Source organism: Streptomyces sp. NPDC055140 (assembly GCF_053607285.1).
Map to the genome: position 1 here is coordinate 634,698 of NZ_JBSGTG010000002.1, position 19,727 is coordinate 654,424.

The 19,727-nt window shown below is 71.1% G+C and carries 14 protein-coding genes; 6 read left to right on the top strand and 8 right to left on the bottom strand.

Going from position 1 to position 19,727, the window contains the following annotated elements:
• The first annotated feature begins 172 nt into the window (after positions 1–172).
• Positions 173–1,537 (top strand): MFS transporter, encoded by a 1,365-nt coding sequence (locus ACWFR4_RS06700; RefSeq protein WP_453464248.1) that lies wholly within the window; start codon positions 173–175, stop codon positions 1,535–1,537.
• Positions 1,538–1,674: 137 nt separating this feature from the next.
• Positions 1,675–2,601 (top strand): oxygenase MpaB family protein, encoded by a 927-nt coding sequence (locus tag ACWFR4_RS06705; protein WP_453464251.1) that lies wholly within the window; start codon positions 1,675–1,677, stop codon positions 2,599–2,601.
• Here the strand turns inward: ACWFR4_RS06705 and ACWFR4_RS06710 are convergent.
• Positions 2,577–4,034 carry a hypothetical protein gene (locus ACWFR4_RS06710; RefSeq protein ID WP_453464254.1) on the bottom strand — a complete coding sequence of 486 codons (1,458 nt, stop codon included), beginning with the start codon at positions 4,032–4,034 and terminating at the stop codon, positions 2,577–2,579. The two genes, ACWFR4_RS06705 and ACWFR4_RS06710, sit on opposite strands and share 25 nt — an antisense overlap.
• 634 nt (positions 4,035–4,668) lie before the next feature.
• On the opposite strand from ACWFR4_RS06710, the gene ACWFR4_RS06715 reads away from it, so the two are divergent.
• Positions 4,669–5,469, top strand: a complete 801-nt coding sequence (locus tag ACWFR4_RS06715; protein ID WP_453651192.1) for a polysaccharide deacetylase family protein — start codon at positions 4,669–4,671, stop codon at positions 5,467–5,469.
• Between the two features lie 26 nt (positions 5,470–5,495).
• On the opposite strand, the gene ACWFR4_RS06720 is transcribed toward ACWFR4_RS06715, so the two are convergent.
• Entirely contained in the window at positions 5,496–6,710 is a 1,215-nt protein-coding gene (locus tag ACWFR4_RS06720; protein ID WP_453651194.1) for a cytochrome P450 family protein, read from the bottom strand.
• Between the two features lie 137 nt (positions 6,711–6,847).
• Between ACWFR4_RS06720 and ACWFR4_RS06725 the strand changes: the two genes are divergently transcribed.
• Positions 6,848–7,288 (top strand): SRPBCC family protein, encoded by a 441-nt coding sequence (locus ACWFR4_RS06725; RefSeq protein ID WP_453464262.1) that lies wholly within the window; start codon positions 6,848–6,850, stop codon positions 7,286–7,288.
• A gap of 36 nt (positions 7,289–7,324) precedes the next feature.
• Here the strand turns inward: ACWFR4_RS06725 and ACWFR4_RS06730 are convergent, their stop codons facing one another.
• Entirely contained in the window at positions 7,325–8,788 is a 1,464-nt protein-coding gene (locus ACWFR4_RS06730; protein WP_453651196.1) for a hypothetical protein, read from the bottom strand.
• An 85-nt stretch (positions 8,789–8,873) separates the two neighbouring features.
• Here ACWFR4_RS06730 and ACWFR4_RS06735 point away from each other — a divergent pair, with 85 nt between their 5' ends.
• Positions 8,874–10,727, top strand: coding sequence for a hypothetical protein (locus ACWFR4_RS06735; protein ID WP_453651198.1), 1,854 nt, complete (start codon positions 8,874–8,876; stop codon positions 10,725–10,727).
• On the opposite strand, the gene ACWFR4_RS06740 is transcribed toward ACWFR4_RS06735, so the two are convergent.
• The 5 genes from ACWFR4_RS06740 to ACWFR4_RS06760 all read right to left on the bottom strand — a co-directional run bounded on the left by ACWFR4_RS06740 (position 10,676) and on the right by ACWFR4_RS06760 (position 17,642).
• On the bottom strand, positions 10,676–11,851 hold the full coding sequence (locus tag ACWFR4_RS06740; protein ID WP_453651200.1) for an XdhC family protein: 1,176 nt from the start codon (positions 11,849–11,851) through the stop codon (positions 10,676–10,678). The two genes, ACWFR4_RS06735 and ACWFR4_RS06740, sit on opposite strands and share 52 nt — an antisense overlap.
• Positions 11,852–11,906: 55 nt before the next feature.
• Positions 11,907–13,364 (bottom strand): NCS2 family permease, encoded by a 1,458-nt coding sequence (locus ACWFR4_RS06745; RefSeq protein ID WP_453651202.1) that lies wholly within the window; start codon positions 13,362–13,364, stop codon positions 11,907–11,909.
• Between the two features lie 389 nt (positions 13,365–13,753).
• Positions 13,754–16,144 (bottom strand): xanthine dehydrogenase family protein molybdopterin-binding subunit, encoded by a 2,391-nt coding sequence (locus tag ACWFR4_RS06750; RefSeq protein ID WP_453651204.1) that lies wholly within the window; start codon positions 16,142–16,144, stop codon positions 13,754–13,756.
• Between the two features lie 2 nt (positions 16,145–16,146).
• Positions 16,147–16,752: a (2Fe-2S)-binding protein gene (locus tag ACWFR4_RS06755; protein WP_453463569.1), complete on the bottom strand. Its 606-nt coding sequence runs from the start codon at positions 16,750–16,752 to the stop codon at positions 16,147–16,149.
• Entirely contained in the window at positions 16,752–17,642 is an 891-nt protein-coding gene (locus ACWFR4_RS06760; RefSeq protein WP_453651206.1) for an FAD binding domain-containing protein, read from the bottom strand. Before ACWFR4_RS06760 ends, ACWFR4_RS06755 begins: the two co-directional genes overlap by 1 nt.
• A gap of 337 nt (positions 17,643–17,979) precedes the next feature.
• On the opposite strand from ACWFR4_RS06760, the gene ACWFR4_RS06765 reads away from it, so the two are divergent.
• The gene (locus tag ACWFR4_RS06765; RefSeq protein ID WP_453651208.1) at positions 17,980–19,656 is read left to right on the top strand and encodes a PucR family transcriptional regulator; all 1,677 of its coding nucleotides are present in this window, start codon (positions 17,980–17,982) and stop codon (positions 19,654–19,656) included.
• Positions 19,657–19,727: the final 71 nt, after the last annotated feature.

The following is a 19,727-nucleotide window of genomic DNA, read 5'->3' on the forward strand; positions in this document are numbered from 1 at the left end:
CCTCTTGACACGCGGGTAACGCCAGCGCAACATCCGTAGCCATCCGCTACTAACTACCCAGTGGGTTAATTAGCGCCACCGCCCCCATCCCAGGGCCGGCGAAAGACACCACGACACCACCCCGCACCCCTCCGCTCACTTCATCGCCGAAGTGTCCCCCTAGGAGTACGCCGTGACCGTCCCCTCCCCCGGCGCCGCCGCGCCGCCACAGGCCCCCGAGGGCCAGCCGCGCAAGGCAGCGCTCGCGGCCTGGACCGGCAGCGCCCTGGAGTACTACGACTTCTTCATCTACGGCAGCGCCGCCGCGCTGATCTTCCCCAAGGTCTTCTTCGACGAGTCCGACCCGGCGAACGCGACGCTGCTCTCCCTCGCCACCTTCGGCGTCGCCTACGCCGCCCGCCCCGTCGGCGCGCTCTTCCTCGGCCACATCGGCGACCGGCTCGGCCGCAAGAAGATCATGGTCTTCACGCTGATCCTCATGGGTCTGTCGACGTTCCTCATCGGCTGCCTGCCGAGCCGCGCGCAGGTCGGCTCCCTGGCCCCCCTCCTGCTCGTGCTGTGCCGTGTGCTCCAGGGCATCTCCGCCGCGGGTGAGCAGGCGAGCGCGAGCTCGATGACGCTGGAACACGCACCACCGGGCCGCCGCGGCTTCTTCACCAGCTTCACCCTCAGCGGCACCCAGGCCGGCCAGCTCATCGCCACCCTCGTCTTCATCCCGATCGCGGCCCTGCCGGAGGACCAGCTGCTCTCGTGGGGCTGGCGCGTCCCGTTCTGGCTGAGCGTCGCCGTCGCCGTCGTCGGGTACGCGATCCGGCGTTCTCTGGAGGAGACCCCGGCCTTCGCCAAGCAGGCCGCGACCGAGGGCGTCGTGAAGCTGCCGCTGGCCGTCCTGCTGCGTGACCACTGGGCCGACGTCCTGCGCGTCGTCGCCGGATCCCTGGTCGCCTCCGTGAGCACGATCTTCACCGTGTGGGCCCTGTCGTACGCGACGAGCGACTCGGTGGGCATGGACCGGTCCGGGATGCTGTGGGTGGGCGCCCTCGCCAACGTCGCGGCCCTCGGCGCGATCCCGCTCTGGGCGAAGCTCTCGGACCGTATCGGCCGCAGGCCGGTCTACCTCGTGGGCGCCGTCGGCAGCGCCGTGCTGATGGCCTGCTACCTGTGGGCGATCTCCACGGGGTCGTACCCGCTGGTCCTCGTCCTCGGCATCCTCACCTTCGGCGTCGTGTACAGCGCGGCCAACGGCATCTGGCCGTCCTTCTACGGCGAGATGTTCTCGACCCGGGTGCGGCTCTCCGGTGTGGCGATCGGTACGCAGATCGGCTTCGCAGTGGCCGGGTTCGCGGTGACCTTCGCCGCGCAGATCGCGGGTCCCGGCGGCGACGACTGGTCCGCGGTCGCCCTGTTCACCGCGGCGCTCTGCGTCCCGCCGGTCATCGCGGCCCTCACCGCGCGCGAGACGCACCGGGTGCCCGCGGAGCGGCTGGGCCTGAGCCGGGAGGCCGAGGCCGCCGGCCGCGTACCGACCAGGGTCTGACCCGCCCCCTCCCGCCGGAACCCGAACTGCCCTGCGCCGCCCCGCACTTCACCGCCGGAATTCATACCGCGCCGCAGCGGTCCCGGTGCCGCGGCGGCGCCGTAGGGTTGATCTCCCGGCCACAGATGGGGGATGGCATGCAGCGCTACGAACGGCTCCGGCAGATCCGGCGGCTCGACCCGGACCGGGACTGGCTGACGATCTACCGGCTGACCGCCACCTACGAATTCCCGTGGGACCTCACTCGGGCACTGGAGCTGGCGCTCTACCGCACCTACGCCGTACCGAGCATCGGCCAACTGCTCGATCGGACAGCCGAACTGACGGAGCGTTCGCAGAAGCGGTACGACGACACCTCACTACTCCTCGACACGGTCGTCGAGCACGGCTTCGACAGCATCCAGGGGCGCACGGCGATCCGCCGCATCAACCAGATGCACCGCAGCTACGACATCAGCAACGACGACATGCGCTACGTCCTGTGCACGTTCGTCGTCGTGCCCAAACGCTGGATCGACACCTACGGCTGGCGCCGCCTCTCGCGCCACGAGGTGATCGCCTCGGCGCACTACTACCGCGCACTGGGCCGGCACATGGGAATCCAGGGCATCCCGGAGTCCTACGAGGAGTTCGAGACCTGCCTCGATACGTACGAGGCCGAGCACTTCGGCCGGGACGAGGCCGGGCGGCGGGTGTCGGACGCGACGCTCACCCTCATGGCGTCCTGGTATCCGGGCGTCCTGGAACCGGTCTTGAAGAAGGCGACGGTCGCCCTGCTCGACGAGCCGCTCCTGCGCGCCTTCGACTACGAGCCACCGAGCCCTCTCACACGCACGCTCGTCCGGGGCGCCGTCCGCCTGCGCGGCCGTGCGGTACGTCTGCTGCCGCCCCGCCGCGCGCCGCACCAGGCCCGCCAGAACTGGGAGATCAAGGGCTACCCGAAGGGCTACCGCGTCAGTGAACTCGGCACGTTCCCGACGCCGGGCCTGCGCGGCTGCCCCGTCCCGCACGCGGCGCCGCCCGGCGAGGGGTCAGCCGATCACAGGCCGCCGCGCACGACATAACTGCACTGCGTGTACGAGTATCCCGGCCTGATCTCGCTCCCGGCGGCGCGGTCGGAGACGGCCGCCGTCGTGTCCGCGCTGTGCTTGTGGAGGAAGTGGTAACTCCCTGCGGGCAGCCTGATCGTCGCCTTCGGGTACTTCCTGTTCGCCTTGCAGGCCCTGCTCCTGCCCGCCGACTCGCTCGAGTACATCGTGCAGGAGCCGCAGGCGGCCAGCTTGACGCTGCCGGTGACCGGGCCCGTGTAGAGGACCTCGACAGGGCCGGGGCCGTCATTGCTGACGACGAGCGTCATCCGGGCGCCGCCCGGACTCCCGGCGGGCGGAAGGTGATCACCGGCGGCGGGCCGCAGCCCGGCGATCTCGGCGGCGATCGCGATGTCCTCGGCCCTGGCCCGGTGCTTGCTGTTCTTGTACGTGTCCGCGAAGTCGGCCAGAGTCTTGCGGGCGTCGCCGAACTTCTTGTCCTTGAACTCGTCGACCCCGCAGGCGTAGACGCCCTTCTCTACGGCCTTGTCGACGTCGGCCGCCACGCCCGCCCCCGCATCGTCCGGGAGCGCGTCGGCCGTCTGACCGATGCTGCGCAGTTCGTCCGTGGCGGTGCAGGGTTCGGCGCCACCGAGGCTGCGCTCGCGTGCGGCGACGGCGTCGCGCAGGGCGCCCCCCACCTGTCCCGCCTGCTCCGACTTCGGGAACGTATCCAGGAGTTGACCGAGTTCGCCGCCGTCGGACCCGGCGGTCTCGGTGCCGAGTCTGCCGGTGCCGCACGCGTACAGGGAGGCGGCGAGGGGTCTGTCGGGCCAGGTGGCGAGGGAGCCGAGTACGTCACGGTCCATGTGCTTGCCGGGCACGGTCCGCAGATAGGTGAGCGGCTCGATCGCCTCGCAGTCCTTCTTGTCCGTGTACGGCTTGGCGACGGCCTTGTAGTAGGCGTCGAGCCGGTCGGGGACGAGTCCGGCGGCCTTGGATCCCGCGTGGTCGTGGGCGAGTTCGCGGTAGCGGGCGAGCGCGGTGGTGTAGTCGGCGCGGCCCTCGGTGAACGAGGTGCGTGCGGCGGCTTTCGCGACGAGCGCGTCGGCGTCGTCGAGGCGGCCGAGCAGCATCTCCTCCACGGCGTCGTCGCGCGCCGCGCCGTACGCGACGACGCCTCCGGCGGGCACGGCGAGCAGCACGATTCCGAGAGCCATCGCCACAACCGGACTGCGCAGTAGCCCAGTTGAGGCCCGCCGCGCGCCGTCCAGGGCGGCGACGAGCAGGAGGAGCCCGTACCCGACGAGCAGTCCGGCCGGTACGCCGTCGGGTTCGGCGGGCAGCGCGAGTACGAGCAGCGCGGCCGTGGCGGCGAGACAGACGGCGGCCAGGACCCAGCGCCGCAGGAGAAAGTAACCGGCCCCGAGTCCGGTGAGGTTGAGCAGGCCGACGGCCACGGCGCGCACGGGATCGACGGGAGTCTTGGGTGCGGGGGCCACCGGTGGTTGTGGCGGTGGCGGTGGCGGTGGCGGTCCGAATGTCGGCGGATGGGTGGGCGGGGGCGGTGGGGCGGCGTACGCCTGCGGCGTTGGTGGGCTCGGCGGTCGGGGTGCGGCCGGTCCGAGCGCCGACCTCGTCGTGACGGGCGCCCCTGACCCGGGAGGCCCGAAACTCGGCGCGGCACCTGGGCCCGGATCTGCGTCAGGGCCAGGGGCAGCCGAGCCACTCGGGCCGGCCTCCGGCTCCAACTCCGGCTCCACCGCATTCCGGGGAATCGCATCCGCCGGCACCGCGTCCCGCGGCTCCCGCTCCCACGATCCCGAAGGCGCCCCTGACCTCGATTCCGGATCCGACCCGGATCCCGACCCCGCGTGCCCGTCCCCCACACCCATCTCGGTCCCCCAACCGTCAGGCGTCGCGCCAGAGGGACACCATCCGCAACGGCGCACGCGCTGTCAATCGTGCGCGCATGCCCCGGTTGGGCCCTCCCCGCCGCGGCCGCCGGGCGGATCAGTGCCCGTCCCATGGCATCGCGGCAGGCCGGACGGCTATACACCCCAGATATACACTCAGTGTATACACGCTATGTATAGTCCTCGCATGCCTACCGCGATTCAGAAGATGAGGAAAACCAGGGCCGCGTTCCACGCCGCCGCCGCGCTCTTCACCGCCGGCGCCCTGACCTTCGGCCTGAGCGGCTGCACGTCGTACGACACGACCGCCCCGAGCGGGGCCAGGGCCGACAGGGGCCACGCGGACGCCAAGAACGCGGCGGCCTCGCCGGGAACCGTCGACTGCCGCAAGGCGAAGTGCGTGGCGCTCACGTTCGACGCGGGCCCGAGCGAGAACAGCGCTCGGCTGCTCGACATCCTGAAGGAGAAGCACGTCCCGGCGACGTTCTTCCTGCTCGGCAGGAACCACATCGCGAAGTACCCGGAGCTGGTCAGACGTATGGAGCGCGAGGGGCACGAGGTCGCGAGCCACACCTGGGACCACAAGATCCTCACCGACATCGACGACGCGCAGATACGGGAGGAGTTCGAACGGCCGGACGACGCGATAGAGAGGCTGACCGGGAAGCGGCCGACGCTGATGCGGCCGCCGCAGGGCCGCACGAACAACCACGTCAGCGAGCTCGCCAAGAAGGAGGGGCTCGCCCAGATCCTGTGGAGCGTGACAGCCAAGGACTACACGACGAACGACTCGGCCCTGATCAGGAGGCGCGTCGTCGACCAGACGAAGCGTGACGGCATCATCCTGCTGCACGACATCTACAAGGGCACCGTGCCCGCGGTGCCCGGCGTGATCGACGAACTCAAGGCGAAGGGCTACGTGTTCGTGACCGTGCCGCAGCTCTTCGCGCCGGGGAAGGCCGAGCCGGGCAAGATCTACCGGCCCTGAACCGCCTCCCCCGCATCACATGGGCTCTACAGGGTGACCCTCAACTCGCTGTAGCCGTAGCCGATGAAGGACTCCACGTGCGGGGCCGCGCCCTCACTCGCGTCGAGGGCGAGGCCGGGGAAGCGCTCGAACAGAGCGGGCAGCGCGATCGCCGCTTCGAGCCGGGCGAGCGGGGCACCGACGCAGAAGTGGACGCCGTACCCGAAGGCGAGGTGCTCCTTGTCCACGCGCGTGACGTCGAAGGATCCCGCGTCGTCGCCGTGGCGGAGCGGGTCGCGCCCGGCCGAGGCGTACGTCGCGAGGATCGGGTCGCCCTGGGGGATCTTGACGCCGTCGGGCAGCTCGATGTCCTCGACGGCGTACCGCAGCGGCAGGTTGGCGATCGAGGGGGCCCAGCGCAGGGTCTCCTCGATCACGTCGCTCCAGGGGATCTCGCCCGCGAGGACGCGGGCGAGCTGGTCGGGGTGGCTGAGCAGGGCCTGCACGGCGTTGCCGATGAGGTTGACGGTCGTCTCGTGACCGGCGCCGATGACGAGCAGCAGCGTGTCGATGAGCTCCTGCTCGGTCAGGCCCGATCCGTCCTCTTCGTCGCGGGTGGCGATCAGGACGCTGGTGAGGTCGTCGGCGGGCGTCTCACGCTTGAGGGCGACCAGGCCCCCGAGGAGCTCCTGCACCTCCTGCCAGACGGCCATGGCCTGCTCGGGCGTGACGGTGGTGTCCATGATGCCGGCGATGAGGCGAGCGGCATCGGCCTGCCGGTCCTCGGGCAGCCCGAACAGCTCGCATATGACCTGCATGGGCAGCGGGTGCGCGTATGCCGCACGCAGGTCGACACGGCCGTCGGGCGACTCGGCCATCCGGTCGAGAAGGCCGGCGGTCAGCTCCTCGATGCGCGGGCGCAGGCCGTCGGTGCGACGCTTGGTGAACGCGGGCGAGATCAGCTTGCGCAGGCGGCGGTGATTGCTGCCGTAGGCGGTGAACATGTTGGTCACGCCCACCCAGGAGTTGACCCAGGTCTCGCGGAACTCGCCGTTCATCCAGGCGGGCCAGTGCTGGTTGGGGTCCTTGGACACGCGGTCGTCGGCGAGGAGCTGCTTGAGGACCGTGTACCGGGTCGGGGCCCAGGCCCGTATGCCGCCCGGAAGTTCGACCAGTGCGGCGGTGCCGTGCGTGCGCAGCAGGTCGGCCTCCGCGTGGAGGCCGCGGCCCGCGGGGTCGATGACGTGGGGGGCGTGTGCCATGTGGCGCTCCAGCCGGTGCGGGGGGGCGTGATCAAATTGGTACAACAGATCGTAGGGTCTTAGGAGTTAGGAAGCACGGAGATCCGGCGCGCGCCGGGCAGCACCGGGAAGGGCGCCCGCGGTTCTAGGATCCGGGCGTGGCCTTCTTCCGAATCACCCGTGAATCGCCGCTTTCCGCCGCCGAGGCGTGGCGCCGCATGACGGACTGGGAGCGGCACGGGGACGTCGTCCCCCTCACCCGCGTCAGGCTCGCGACCCCGCCCCCGACCGGCGAGGGCACCGTCTTCGTGCCGCGGACCGGCGTCGGGCACCTCACCTTCGACGACCCGATGGAGGTCGTCGACTGGGCACCCCCGTACGGCGATTCGGCCGGGCGGTGCCGCCTGGAGAAGCGCGGCACCTTCGTCACGGGATGGGCCGAGATCGAGGTGGCGCCGTACGGCGCCGGGTCCCTCGTCGCGTGGCGCGAGGAGATCCGCGTGGGCCCGCTGCCGCGATGGTGCGACCCGCTGCTCGCGAGGGCGGGCCGCATGATGTTCGGACGTGCCGTCAAGAAGCTCCTGCAGTACGGGAATTGAGACCACCCGACCGATCTCTCACCCCCTTCTGATCACTCACCCTTTTCCGATGACGCGTCTGGCGCCCGCGAGGACCGCCGTCGCCAGCGTCCAGCCGGAGACCACGAGGAAGACGGCGACGGCCTTGCCCGCGCCCTGCGGGTCCCAGGAGCCGCGGTAGCCGAGGCTCGCCACGGGGATGAGCAGGTCGACGCTGTACAGGACCGGGTCCCAAGCCCGCTGCCCGGAGCCGCCGACCGCGCGCGGCTCGTGGTACGCGAACCACAGGGAACCCGCGGCGGCCAGGGAGAGCAGCCAGACGAGCGCCCGGCGCGGGGCGTAGCCGTAGCCGAACAGCAGGTCCTGGACCAGGCCCCAGACACGCCCCGACAGCCGGTCGAGGCGGCGCACATGGCGCTCCCTCGCGTGCCGCACGATGCGCGCGGACCGCTCGTCGCCCGCGCTCTCGTACGACGTCGCCAGCTGCTCGAAGGAGCCCGCACCCGCGTTCGGGTCGCGGGTCAGCCAGCCGATGCGGGTGCGGACGTCGACGGGTCCGGCGGTTTCGAGGCGCTTGTACGTGAAGCCCTCGAGGTTGAGCCGGCTCGGGGCGGGCCAGGTGGCGGCCGAGTCCACGAGTACGTCGACGGCAGCGTCCTGGAGGACCACCGCGCCCGCCGGTGGTTCGCGCAGATCGAGGCGGAGCCGTGGCACCCGGAGCCGGCTCAGGAGCAGCGCGCCCGCGGGCGCGTCGATGACACTGTCGTGGAACGTGACCACGCCCTCGATCGTGGCGGCGCGCAACAGCACCTGCCCGGCGCTGCGGAAGCCCCAGTCGGCATACAGGCCGCGACCGCAGGCGAGTCCGGTGCCGTCCAGGCCGCCGACGTCCGCGCCGTTGAGGTTGAGGGCGTAGGCGATCTGGGCGTCCCTCAGATAGAGGGCGCCGGAGGCCGTGAGGCCGCGCGCGTGGACCGAGCCCGACACGTTCAGGCGGGGGGCGAGCAGGGACCAGGGGCCCGAGTCGGCGACGGTGAGCTGTTCGACGACGAGGTTGCCGTCTATGCGTGCGTCGGCCAGTTCGACAACGGCCGAGGTGGAGTCCTCCGGCAGCCGGCGCGGCACTCGGGGGCCGTCTCCGGCCGCGGGCGGGCCGGTCAGCGGCCGGGGTACGGGCGTTCCGCTGCCGAGCGTGGCCCCGGACAGCCTCAGGTCGCCATCGACGGTGACCCGGTTCGCGTGCAGGGCAGGCGCTTTCGACCCCGACAAGTCCAGTGCGCTGACGGTGAGTTCGGCGAAGCGCAGTGGCTCGTCGAAGACGCAGTCGACCAGTTCGAGCACGGAGTCGACGCGGCAGCGGGACAGGTCCAGCCGGCCGCGTACGCGCAGCCCCTCGAATCTGAGCGGGCCGCCGGTGCCGGCCTCGTGCCCGGTGATCTCCTCGCGCAGCCGTGCCGCGTCGACCGTGTCACCCGGCGCCGGGCGCCACCTCGGGCGCCTGCTCCCCCTGAGACGTGCCATCGTCGCCTCCCCCTTCTCGTCCTCCTCGCAGGAGATATCACGCGAGGGCGAACACGCGCGCGGTCCTTGCGGTGATACTGAATTGATGGACCGCTCCCGCCAGTTCGCCCGGTTCGGTGCGCGCACCGCCGCGCTGCTCGACCAGTGGCAGCAGCAGAACCACCGCCCACTGACCGCCCCGGCCTGGCTCGACACCGGGGGCAGCGGCGCGTCCCTGGCCTCCGTGTTCGTCCGGGACAGCGATCCTGGGCGCACCACACGCCGGATGATCATCAAACTCTGCTCCCCGGACGGCGACTCCTCGATGGAACCGGGACGACTCATCGCCGCGAGGCGGTCCCTGCCGAACGGCGATCCCTCGTTCCCCCGCGACCATCTCGTGGAGCAGCTCTACGATCCGATGCCGGTGGACGACGCCTGGCTGATGTTCCAGGGCTTCGCGGGCAACGACGAGAGCATGGTGACGCTCAGCACGATCCTGCGGCAGCGGCGCATGCCCGGCGTCGCGGCGCAGATCACGGGGTCCCTGCTGGCCGACTGGAACCCGGACGAGAAGTCGGACGGGGAGATGACCGCGGCCGCGTTCGTCTCCGAGCTCCTCGACCAGCGCCTCGAACCGGCGGAACCACTGGCCGTCTGGGTCCGCGACAAACTGGGCCTCGACCTCGAAACCGCCTGGATCAGACCGGGCCGCGCCAACGCCGCCCCCTTGCCCAACCCTGTACACCTGACCGGCAGTTGCCCCCTCGCGGAGCGCACCATCGACTACCCGATGCGCGGCCGGGCCCACGGCGACCTGCACCCGGGCAACATCATGGTGCCCAAGGAGCCTGACGCGGACATCGGCCGCTACGTCCTGATCGACCTGTCGCGCTTCGACGAGCGGGCGCTACTCGCCCGTGACCCCATGCATCTGCTGCTCTGCCTGGTGGCCGACTTCCTGCCGCACATGTCCGACGACGCCCGCGCCGAACTCCTCGACGTGCTCGTCGGCCGGGACACCCCCGGTCTGCTGATCCCGCAGGGGCTCGCCCGGACCGTCGACAAGGTGCGCAGGGCGCCGGGCAGCTGGCTGAACCAGCGCACCATCTCGGGCCAGTGGGCCGGTCAGTGGCTCCTGTCGATGCAGGCGTGCGCGCTGATGTTCACGGCCCGCGTCCGGTACGACGCCCGGGACCGGTGGTGGTTCTTCCGGCTCGCGGCGGAGGCGGCCGGCGCGTATCTCGGGCCGGCCGACACGTACGAGCCGGGTGAGGTGAAGTTCCTGCCGGGGCCACAGGAGGCCGAACCGAAGGTGGTGGAGACGGTGGTGGCCGCGGTGAAGCTGCCGTCACAGGTGGCACCGCCCGAAGCGGAGCGCGAGACAAAGCCCGAGGCGAAGCCCGCGCCCGTGCGCATCCCCACCCCCACCCCCGTACGGGAGTCCGTCGTGTCCGCCCTCGCAGCCGCCGGCGAGTCACCGCCGGACGCCGCCCCCGAGACTCCCGCGCAAGAGCTGCCGGACACGCTCCCGGCGCTCCTCATCGACCTCCGCAACACCTTCGCGGACCGGCTGGGAGACGTCAGGGCGTACGACGCCGGGTCGGTCGCCGCCAGGACTCTCGGGCTCATCAGGGAGCAGGCCGACCGGAGACGGGCTGACCTCAAGGCACTCCTGACCGCGCGCCACGACACCCTCGGCGAGGAGGCCCGCGACCGACTCGACGCGGTCCTCGGCCGGCTCGCCCATGTCACCGAGGCGGCGAACAATCCGGGGTTCTCGTACGAACAACCATTCTTCGTCAGGGACTTGGCGCATCGGATGCTCGTCATAGCACTCGCCCAGCTGCTCGGATCCATCCAGGAGGCGGCGCTCGGCCTTCAGGAAGGTGAAGCCGGTGGGGCCGGTCAGGCCACGGACCCGATCCGCCCGGAGGGCGCCCGCACTCCGTCGGGGTGAATCGGTGTGTGGGCGCCCGTCAGCGCGACGCCGCTGCCGCCGCGCCGGTTGGCGACGATCTCCGAGGCGATGGACAGGGCCGTCTCCTCGGGGGTGCGGGCGCCGAGGTCGAGGCCGATCGGCGAGCGCAGGCGCGCCAGTTCGAGCTCGGTGACGCCGACGTCGCGCAGGCGTTCGTTGCGGTCGAGGTGGGTGCGGCGGGAGCCCATCGCGCCGACGTAGGCGACGGGCAGGCGCAGCGCGAGCTGGAGGAGCGGGACGTCGAACTTGGCGTCGTGGGTGAGGACGCACAGGACGGTGCGTCCGTCCGTCCGCGTGCGTTCCAGATACTTGTGAGGCCATTCCACGACGATGTCGTCGGCGTCGGGGAAGCGGGCCGGCGTCGCGAAGACGGGGCGCGCGTCGCACACCGTCACGTGGTAGCCGAGGAACTTGCCGATCCTGACGAGCGCCGCCGCGAAGTCGATGGCCCCGAAGACGATCATGCGGGGCGGGGGGACGGACGACTCGACCAGGAGGGTGAGGGGCTCACCGCAGCGCGAGCCGCTCTCGCCGATCTCCACCGTGCCGGTGCGTCCGGCGTCGAGGAGCGCGCGGGCCTCGCCGGCCGCGGTGCGGTCCAGTTCGGGGTGGCCGCCGAGGCTGCCCTCGTAGTCACCCGCGAAGCCGCTCCCGGGGTCGCCGTCGTCGCGTACGAGGATGGCGCGGCCCACGAGTTCGGCCGGTCCCCGGGTGATGCGCGCGACCGCCGCCGCCCTTCCTCGGGCGGCGGCGGACAGCGCCGCCGCGAGCACCTCCCGTCCCGGGGTGTCCGCGCGAACCGGGGTGACCAGGATGTCGATGATTCCGCCGCAGGTGAGCCCCACGGCGAAGGCGTCGTCGTCGCTGTAGCCGAAGCGTTCGAGGACGGTCTCGCCGTCCTCGAGCGCCTGTCGGCACAGTTCGTAGACGGCGCCCTCCACGCAGCCGCCGGAGACCGAGCCGATCGCTGTGCCGTCGCTGTCGACGGCGAGTGCGGCTCCCGGCTGCCGGGGCGCGCTCCCGCCGACGGCCACCACGGTGGCCACGGCGAAGTCGCGTCCCTGCTCGACCCACCGGTGCAGCTCTTCGGCGATGTCCAGCATCTCTGGGTCTCCTTGTCGGTTGCGTGGAGGGCGCGGGGCCCTCTCGGGCTGGGCGTCAGTGGACGCCCAGCCATCCTTCGATCGGGTTGAGGGCGAAGTACACGAGGAAGATCGCCGTGAGGCCCCACATGAAGGCCCCGATCTCCCGGGCCTTGCCCTGGGCGATCTTGATGGCGACCCAGGAGATGACGCCCGCGGCCACACCGGTGGTGATGGTGTACGTGAAGGGCATCAGGACCACGGTCAGGAAGACCGGGATCGCGGTGGCCCGGTCCGCCCAGTCGACGTGCCGGGCGTTCATCATCATCATCGCGCCGATGACGACGAGCGCGGCGGACGCGACCTCCTGGGGCACGATCGCGGTGAGCGGGGTGAAGAACAGACAGGCCGCGAAGAACAGGCCGGTCACGGCGGCCGCGAGTCCTGTGCGGGCTCCCTCGCCGACGCCGGTCGCGGACTCGACGAACACGGTCTGGCCCGAGCCGCCGGCGACGCCGCCGATGGCACCGCCCGCTCCGTCGATGAACAGCGCCTTGGAGAGGCCCGGCATGCGGCCCTTGTCGTCGGCGAGCTTGGCCTCGGTGCCGACGCCGATGATGGTGGCCATCGCGTCGAAGAAGCCGGCGAGCACCAGGGTGAAGACGATCATGCCGACGGTCATCGCGCCGACCTTGCCCCAGCCGCCGAACTCGACATGGCCGAAGAGCGAGAAGTCGGGCGTGGAGACCGCGCTGCCGTGCAGCTCGGGGGCTCCGTTGGCCCACTGCTTGGGGTTGATCACGCCGAGCGCGTTGAGGATCATCGCGACGACGGTGCCGGTGATGATGCCGATGAGAATGGCGCCGGGGGTGTTGCGGGCCTGGAGCATGAAGATCAGGAGCAGGGTGCCCGCGAAGAGCAGGACGGGCCAGCCCGCGAGTTCTCCGGTGGAGCCGAGCGCGAGCGGGGTGGCCTTGCCGACCTGCACGAAGCCGGACTTGTAGAGGCCGATCAGGGCGATGAAGAGGCCGATGCCCATCGTGATGCCGTGCTTGAGCGCGAGCGGAATCGCGTTCATGATCATCTCACGGAGGCCGGTGACCACCAGAAGCATGATCACCACGCCGTACATCACGCACATGCCCATGGCCTGCGGCCACGTCATCTCGGGGGCGACCTGCGAGGAGATCACACCTGAGACGGAGAGGCCGGCGGCGAGTGCGAGCGGCACCTTGCCGACGAAGCCCATGAGGAGCGTGGTGAACGCCGCGGCGAAGGCGGTGGCGGTGATGAGGGCCTTCTGGCCCATCGTGTCGCCCGCCACGTCCTTGCCGGACAGGATCAGGGGGTTGAGCAGCAGGATGTACGCCATGGCCATGAAGGTCGTGACGCCGCCGCGCACCTCACGCGCGACAGTGGATCCTCGTTCGGATATGTGGAAGTACCGGTCGAGCCAAGACCTGCCGGCCGACGGACGCGAGCCTGCGCCCGCGTCTTCGGCGGTGGTCTTCGGCTCCAGGGACTGCTGGGTCATGGTGCCTACTCCCAAGGTTCACAGGGACACCCGCACGAACGTGGTTGGAGATCGCGGGATTTGGGATGGTGCGTGGGCTGCACGACCCGGGGGACGGCCCGAGACGAACGGGGTAATGCGTAGCTGTGATACGCAAGAAACCGTGCTGCTGGTGATGAGTTGACGCCTGTGGCGCCTGTACTGCCGGTGGTGCTTGTGGTGCCGGTGGTGCCTGTACTGCCGGTGGTGCCTGTACTGCCGGTGGTGCCTGTACTGCCGGTGGTGCCTGTGGTGCTTGTGGTGCTTGTGGTGCTGAAAAGGACCGCGAGCGGTGCGGTACTTGAAGGCTCCGGACGGTGCGGGCTGGGAAGTGTGACGTTCCTGGGAGGCACGCACCGTCCGGAGAGCTGTCAGGCCGGGCCCGTCCCCGTGAGGTGCTCGGGGCGTACCGGGGTCCGGTTGAGCTCCAGGCCCGTCGCGTTGCGGATCGCCGCGAGGACGGCCGGCGTGGACGACAGGGTCGGGGCCTCGCCGATGCCGCGCAGCCCGTACGGGGCGTGGTCGTCGGCGAGTTCGAGCATGTCGACCGGGATGGTCGGCGTGTCGAGGATGGTCGGGATCAGGTAGTCCGTGAAGGAGGGGTTGCGCACCTTCGCGGTCTTCGGGTCGACGATGATCTCCTCCATGACCGCGACGCCGAGGCCCTGGGTGGTGCCACCCTGGATCTGGCCGATCACGGACAGCGGGTTGAGCGCCTTGCCGACGTCCTGCGCGCAGGCCAGTTCGATGACCTTGACGAGGCCGAGCTCGGTGTCGACCTCGACGACGGCGCGGTGCGCGGCGAAGCTGTACTGGACATGGCCGTTGCCCTGCCCGGTGACGAGGTCGAACGCCACGGTCGGGCGGTGGCGCCACTCCAGCTCCACGTCGACGGCCTCGCCCTCGAGGACGTCGGCCAGGTCCGCGAGGACCTCACCGCCGTCGGTGACGACCTTGCCGCCCTCCAGGAGGAGTTCGGCCGTGGCCCACGCCGGGTGGTAGGTGCCGAACTTGCGGCGCCCGATCTCCAGGACCTGCTCGCGCACGGCCTCGCAGGAGTTCTTGACGGCGCCGCCGGTGACGTACGTCTGACGGGACGCGGACGTCGAACCTGCGGAGCCGACCTGGGTGTCGGCCGGGTGGATGGTCACCTGTGCGACGCCCAGCTCGGTGCGGGCGATCTGCGCGTGGACGGTGACGCCGCCCTGGCCCACCTCCGCCATCGCGGTGTGCACGGTCGCGACGGGTTCGCCGCCGATGACCTCCATGCGCACGCGGGCGGTCGAGTAGTCGTCGAAGCCCTCGGAGAAGCCGACGTTCTTGATGCCGACCGCGTAGCCGACACCGCGTACGACGCCTTCGCCGTGCGTGGTGTTGGACAGACCGCCGGGCAGCTGGCGCACGTCGGAGCCCTCGGAGGACTCCCACTGGCGCTCGGGCGGCATCGGCATCGCCTTGATGCGGCGCAGGAGTTCGGCGACCGGGGCCGGCGAGTCGACCGGCTGGCCGGTCGGCAGCAGGGTGCCCTGCTCCATCGCGTTGAGCTGGCGGAACGCGACCCGGTCCATGCCCACCTTGTCGGCGAGCTTGTCCATCTGGGCCTCGTACGCGAAGCACGCCTGGACCGCGCCGAAGCCGCGCATGGCGCCGCAGGGCGGGTTGTTGCTGTAGAGCGCGATCGCCTCGATGTCGACGTCCTCGATGACGTACGGACCGACCGCGAGGGACGAGGCGTTGCCGACGACTGCCGGGGAGGCGGACGCGTAGGCGCCGCCGTCCAGGACGATCTTGCACTTCATGTGCGTGAGCTTTCCGTCCTTCGTCGCCCCGTGCTCGTAGTAGAGCTTCGCGGGGTGGCGGTGGACGTGGCCGAAGAACGACTCGAACCGGTTGTAGACGATCTTGACGGGCTTGCCCGTGCGCAGCGCGAGGAGGCAGGCGTGGATCTGCATCGACAGGTCCTCGCGGCCGCCGAAGGCGCCGCCGACGCCGGCGAGCGTCATGCGGACCTTGTCCTCGGGCAGACCGAGGACGGGGGCGATCTGCTTGAGGTCCGAGTGCAGCCACTGGGTGGCGACGTACAGCTCGACGCCGCCGCCCTCGGAGGGCACGGCGAGGCCGGACTCCGGGCCGAGGAAGGCCTGGTCCTGCATGCCGAAGGTGTACTCGCCCTTGACGACGAAGTCGGCCTTCTCGGCGGCCTCGTCGGCGTTGCCGCGGATGATCGGCTGGCGGTGCACGATGTTCGGGTGCGGGACGTGACCGATGTGGTGGTCGTCGCGGCCCTCGTGGATGAGGATCGCGTCGGGCGCGGTCGCGGACGCCTCGTCCGTGATGACCGGCAGCTCGCGGTACTCCACCTTGATCTTGGCGGCGGCGCGGCGCGCGGTCTCCGGGTGGTCGGCGGCCACGATGGCGACGGGCTCGCCGTGGTGGCGGACCTTGCCGTGCGCGAGGACCGGGGTGTCCTGGATCTCCAGGCCGTAGTTCTTCACGGCCGTGGGCAGGTCGTCGTAGGTCAGGACGGCGTAGACGCCGGACTGGGCGAGGGCCTCGGAGGTGTCGATGGAGACGATCTCCGCGTGGGCGACCGTGGAGCGCAGGATCTGGCCCCACAGCATGTCCTCGTGCCACATGTCGGACGAGTACGCGAACTCGCCGGTGACCTTGAGGGTGCCGTCCGGGCGGAGCGTGGACTCGCCGATGCCGCCCTTGGTCTTGGAGCCCTGCGTGATGTTCGTGGGTGTACCGGTGGTTCCCATGGTCAGACCGCCTCAGACTGACGGGCGGCCGCGAGGCGGACCGCGTCCATGATCTTCTCGTAGCCGGTGCAGCGGCAGAGGTTGCCGGAGAGCGCCTCGCGGATGTCCGCGTCGGTCGGGCTCGGGTTGTGCTCCAGCATCTCGTCGGCCGCGACGAGCAGGCCGGGGGTGCAGAAGCCGCACTGGACGGCTCCGGCGTCGATGAACGCCTGCTGGATCGGCGAGAGTTCGTCGCCCTCGCCGGTCTGCGAGTCGCTCGGCTTGGACTCCCACTGCCGGGCGTCCTGGAGGGAGGTGCCCGCCTTGCCCGCGTCGTCGCCGCAGGCGCCGCTCGCGCAGCCCCCGTGCTGTGCGCGCTGCTTGGCGAAGTCGGCGAGGCCCTCGACGGTGACGACGTCGCGGCCCTCGACCTGGCCGGCCGCGACCAGGCACGAACAGACCGGCACGCCGTCGAGGCGGACGGTGCAGGAACCGCACTCGCCCTGCTCGCAGGCGTTCTTGGAGCCGGGCAGCCCCATGCGCTCACGCAGGACGTACAGGAGGCTCTCGCCCTCCCACACGTCGTCGGCTTCCTGCTGACGGCCGTTGACCGTGAAATTGACGCGCATTACGCGACTCCCTCCGTGCTTGCGGCGGTGCCGCGGTACGACTCCCAGGTCCACGTCAGGGTGCGGCGGGCCATGATGCCGACGGCGTGCCGGCGGTAGCTCGCGGTGCCCCGGACGTCGTCGATCGGGTTGCAGGCGGCCGAGCAGAGGTCCGCGAACTGCTTGGCGACCGAAGGGGTGATGATCTTGCCGTTGTCCCAGAAGCCGCCCTCTTCGAGCGCCGCGTTCAGGAACTCCTCGGCGGCCTTGGCACGGACCGGGGTCGGCGCTGCCGAGCCGATGCCGGTGCGGACCGTACGGGTCTCGGGGTGCAGCGCCAGGCCGAAGGCGCACACGGCGATGACCATCGCGTTGCGGGTGCCGACCTTGGAGTACTGCTGCGGGCCGTCGGCCTTCTTGATGTGGACGGCCCTGATCAGCTCGTCGGGGGCGAGCGCGTTGCGCTTCACGCCGGTGTAGAACGCGTCGATCGGGATACGGCGCGAGCCGCGTACGGACTCCACCTCGACCTCGCAGTCGGCGGCGAGGAGCGCGGGGTGGGCGTCACCGGCGGGCGACGCGGTGCCGAGGTTGCCCCCGACACCGCCGCGGTTGCGGATCTGCGGCGAGGCCACCGTGTGCGAGGCCAGGGCCAGGCCGGGCAGCTCGGCGCGCAGATTCTGCATGATCTTGGTGTAGGGGACGGAGGCGCCGAGGCGGACGATGTCCGGCCCGACCTCCCATTCGCCGAGCTCCCCGATGCGGTTCAGGTCAAGGAGGTACTCGGGGCGCCGGTGGTCGAAGTTGATCTCGACCATCACATCGGTGCCACCCGCGAGCGGCACAGCGGTGGGGTGCTCGGCCTTGGCGGCGAGCGCCTCCTCCCAGCTGGCGGGGCGAAGGAAGTCCATGAGCGGCTCTCTTCTTCGTGATCTCGTGGTCGGTCGTTCGAACGGATCGAGCCACGGGATGTGCGGACCTCGAAGGCTCGTTCATGTGCTGTTTACGTGGAGTGGGCTCAGTACACAGCGCGGCACTCCGCCGTGGTCAGTCACGGAAACCATGAAGGAGTTGGCTGGCCAACCGGGACGTCTTGTAGATTCATATAAACAGCGGTCACCGGAAACCCCACCGCTTTCCCCTGGAAACGCAGAACCACACGCAACACGGACGCGGTACCTGGGGAGCGGCCCCGGCCGCCTCACGTTCAGACAAGCACAATCTTCGAGACAGATCGGCGGCAACGAGATGCGGCTGCGCGCCCTACTTGATACAGACGCGCTGGGCCTCAGGCTGCTCGGCGGCGAGGACGAACTGGACCGCACCGTGCGCGGTGTGATGACCACGGACCTGCGGGACCCCAGCCGCTACCTCTCCGGCGGCGAGCTGGTCCTCACCGGGCTCGCGTGGCGCCGCGACGCGGCGGACTCCGAACCGTTCGTCCGCATCCTCGCGACGGCCGGTGTCGCCGCGCTGGCGGCCGGTGAGGCGGAGCTCGGGGCCATCCCCGACGACATCGTCGAGGCGTGCGCGCGCCACCGGCTCCCGCTGTTCGCCGTGAACGAGTCGGTCGCCTTCGCGACGGTCACCGAGCACGTCGTGCGCCAGGTCTCGGGCGAGCGGGCCGGCGACCTGGCCGCCGTCGTCGACCGGCACCGGCGCCTCATGACGTCCGGCCCGGCGGGTGGCGGCCCCGACGTGGTCCTGGACCTCCTGGGCACCGACCTCGACCTGCGCGCCTGGGTGCTCTCCCCCGCGGGCCGGGCCATCGCCGGGTCGAGCGCGACCGGCCCCGAGCTGCCTGCCGCCGTCTGCGCCCGCCTCGCGGCCGAGCACCTGGCGGCCACCCGCACCGGGCGGCGCGGGCCGCACCGGGTGACGCTGAACAGCACGACGTACTCGCTCTTCCCGATACGCAGCGCGGGCCGCGGCGCGACGCCCGCCTCCCGTGACGTGCGCGAGACGGTCCTGTCCGACTGGCTGCTCGCCGTCGAGGCGGACGCGAGCGACTGGCCCGAGGAGCGGCTCGACCTGCTCCAGGGCGTGACCCAGCTGATCGCCGTCGAGCGCGACCGCCGCGACGCGGCCCGCGCCGTGCGCCGCCGGCTCGCGCAGGAGGTCCTCGAACTGGTCCAGACGGGCGCCGCCCCCGCCGAGATCGCCGCACGCCTGCGCGTCGCCGCGCCCGTGCTGCTCCCCGGCCTCGGCGCCGCCCCGCACTGGCAGGTCATCGTGGCGAAGGTCGAGTGGGACGGCGGCGACATCGAGGGCGGCCCGGTCGCCCAGTCACTCCTGGAGGAGATCCTCGTCGACCCGCTGTCGGCCGGGCCCGAGCCCTCCGACCGCATCGCCGTCGCCCACAACGGCGACGAGGCCATCGCCCTGGTGCCGCTGCCCGCCGTGCCGGACGAGCACGACGGGGCGGAGACGGGGCTGCACGCCGACGCGCTCCTGGACTCCGTACGCGACCCGCTGACGGCGGGCCTCGCGGACGACGGCCGGCTCACGCTGGGCGTCAGCGCCGCCGTGCACTCGGCGGAGGGGCTGCGCGGGGCCCTGGAGGAGGCCCGGCACGCCCGGCGCGTCGCCGCGGCCCGCACAGGGCGCGTGTGCGCCGCGGGCCACCAGGAGCTGGCCTCGCACGTCCTGCTGCTGCCGTTCGTCCCGGACGACGTGCGCCGCGCCTTCACGGCCCGCCTCCTCGACCCGCTGCGCGACTACGACCGCAAGCACCGCGCCGAGCTCATTCCGACCCTGGAGGCGTTCCTCGACTGCGACGGTTCGTGGACGCGCTGCGCGAGCCGTCTGCACCTCCACGTCAACACGCTGCGCTACCGCGTCGGGCGGATCGAACAGCTCACCAACCGCGATCTCTCGCGGCTCGAGGACAAGCTGGACTTCTTCCTGGCCCTGCGTATGAGCTGAACTCGGGCCCCCCGAGGGGCGTTTCGAACCCCGCCCGCCACCCCATGCGTTTGTGAAATCTTTCACCTACC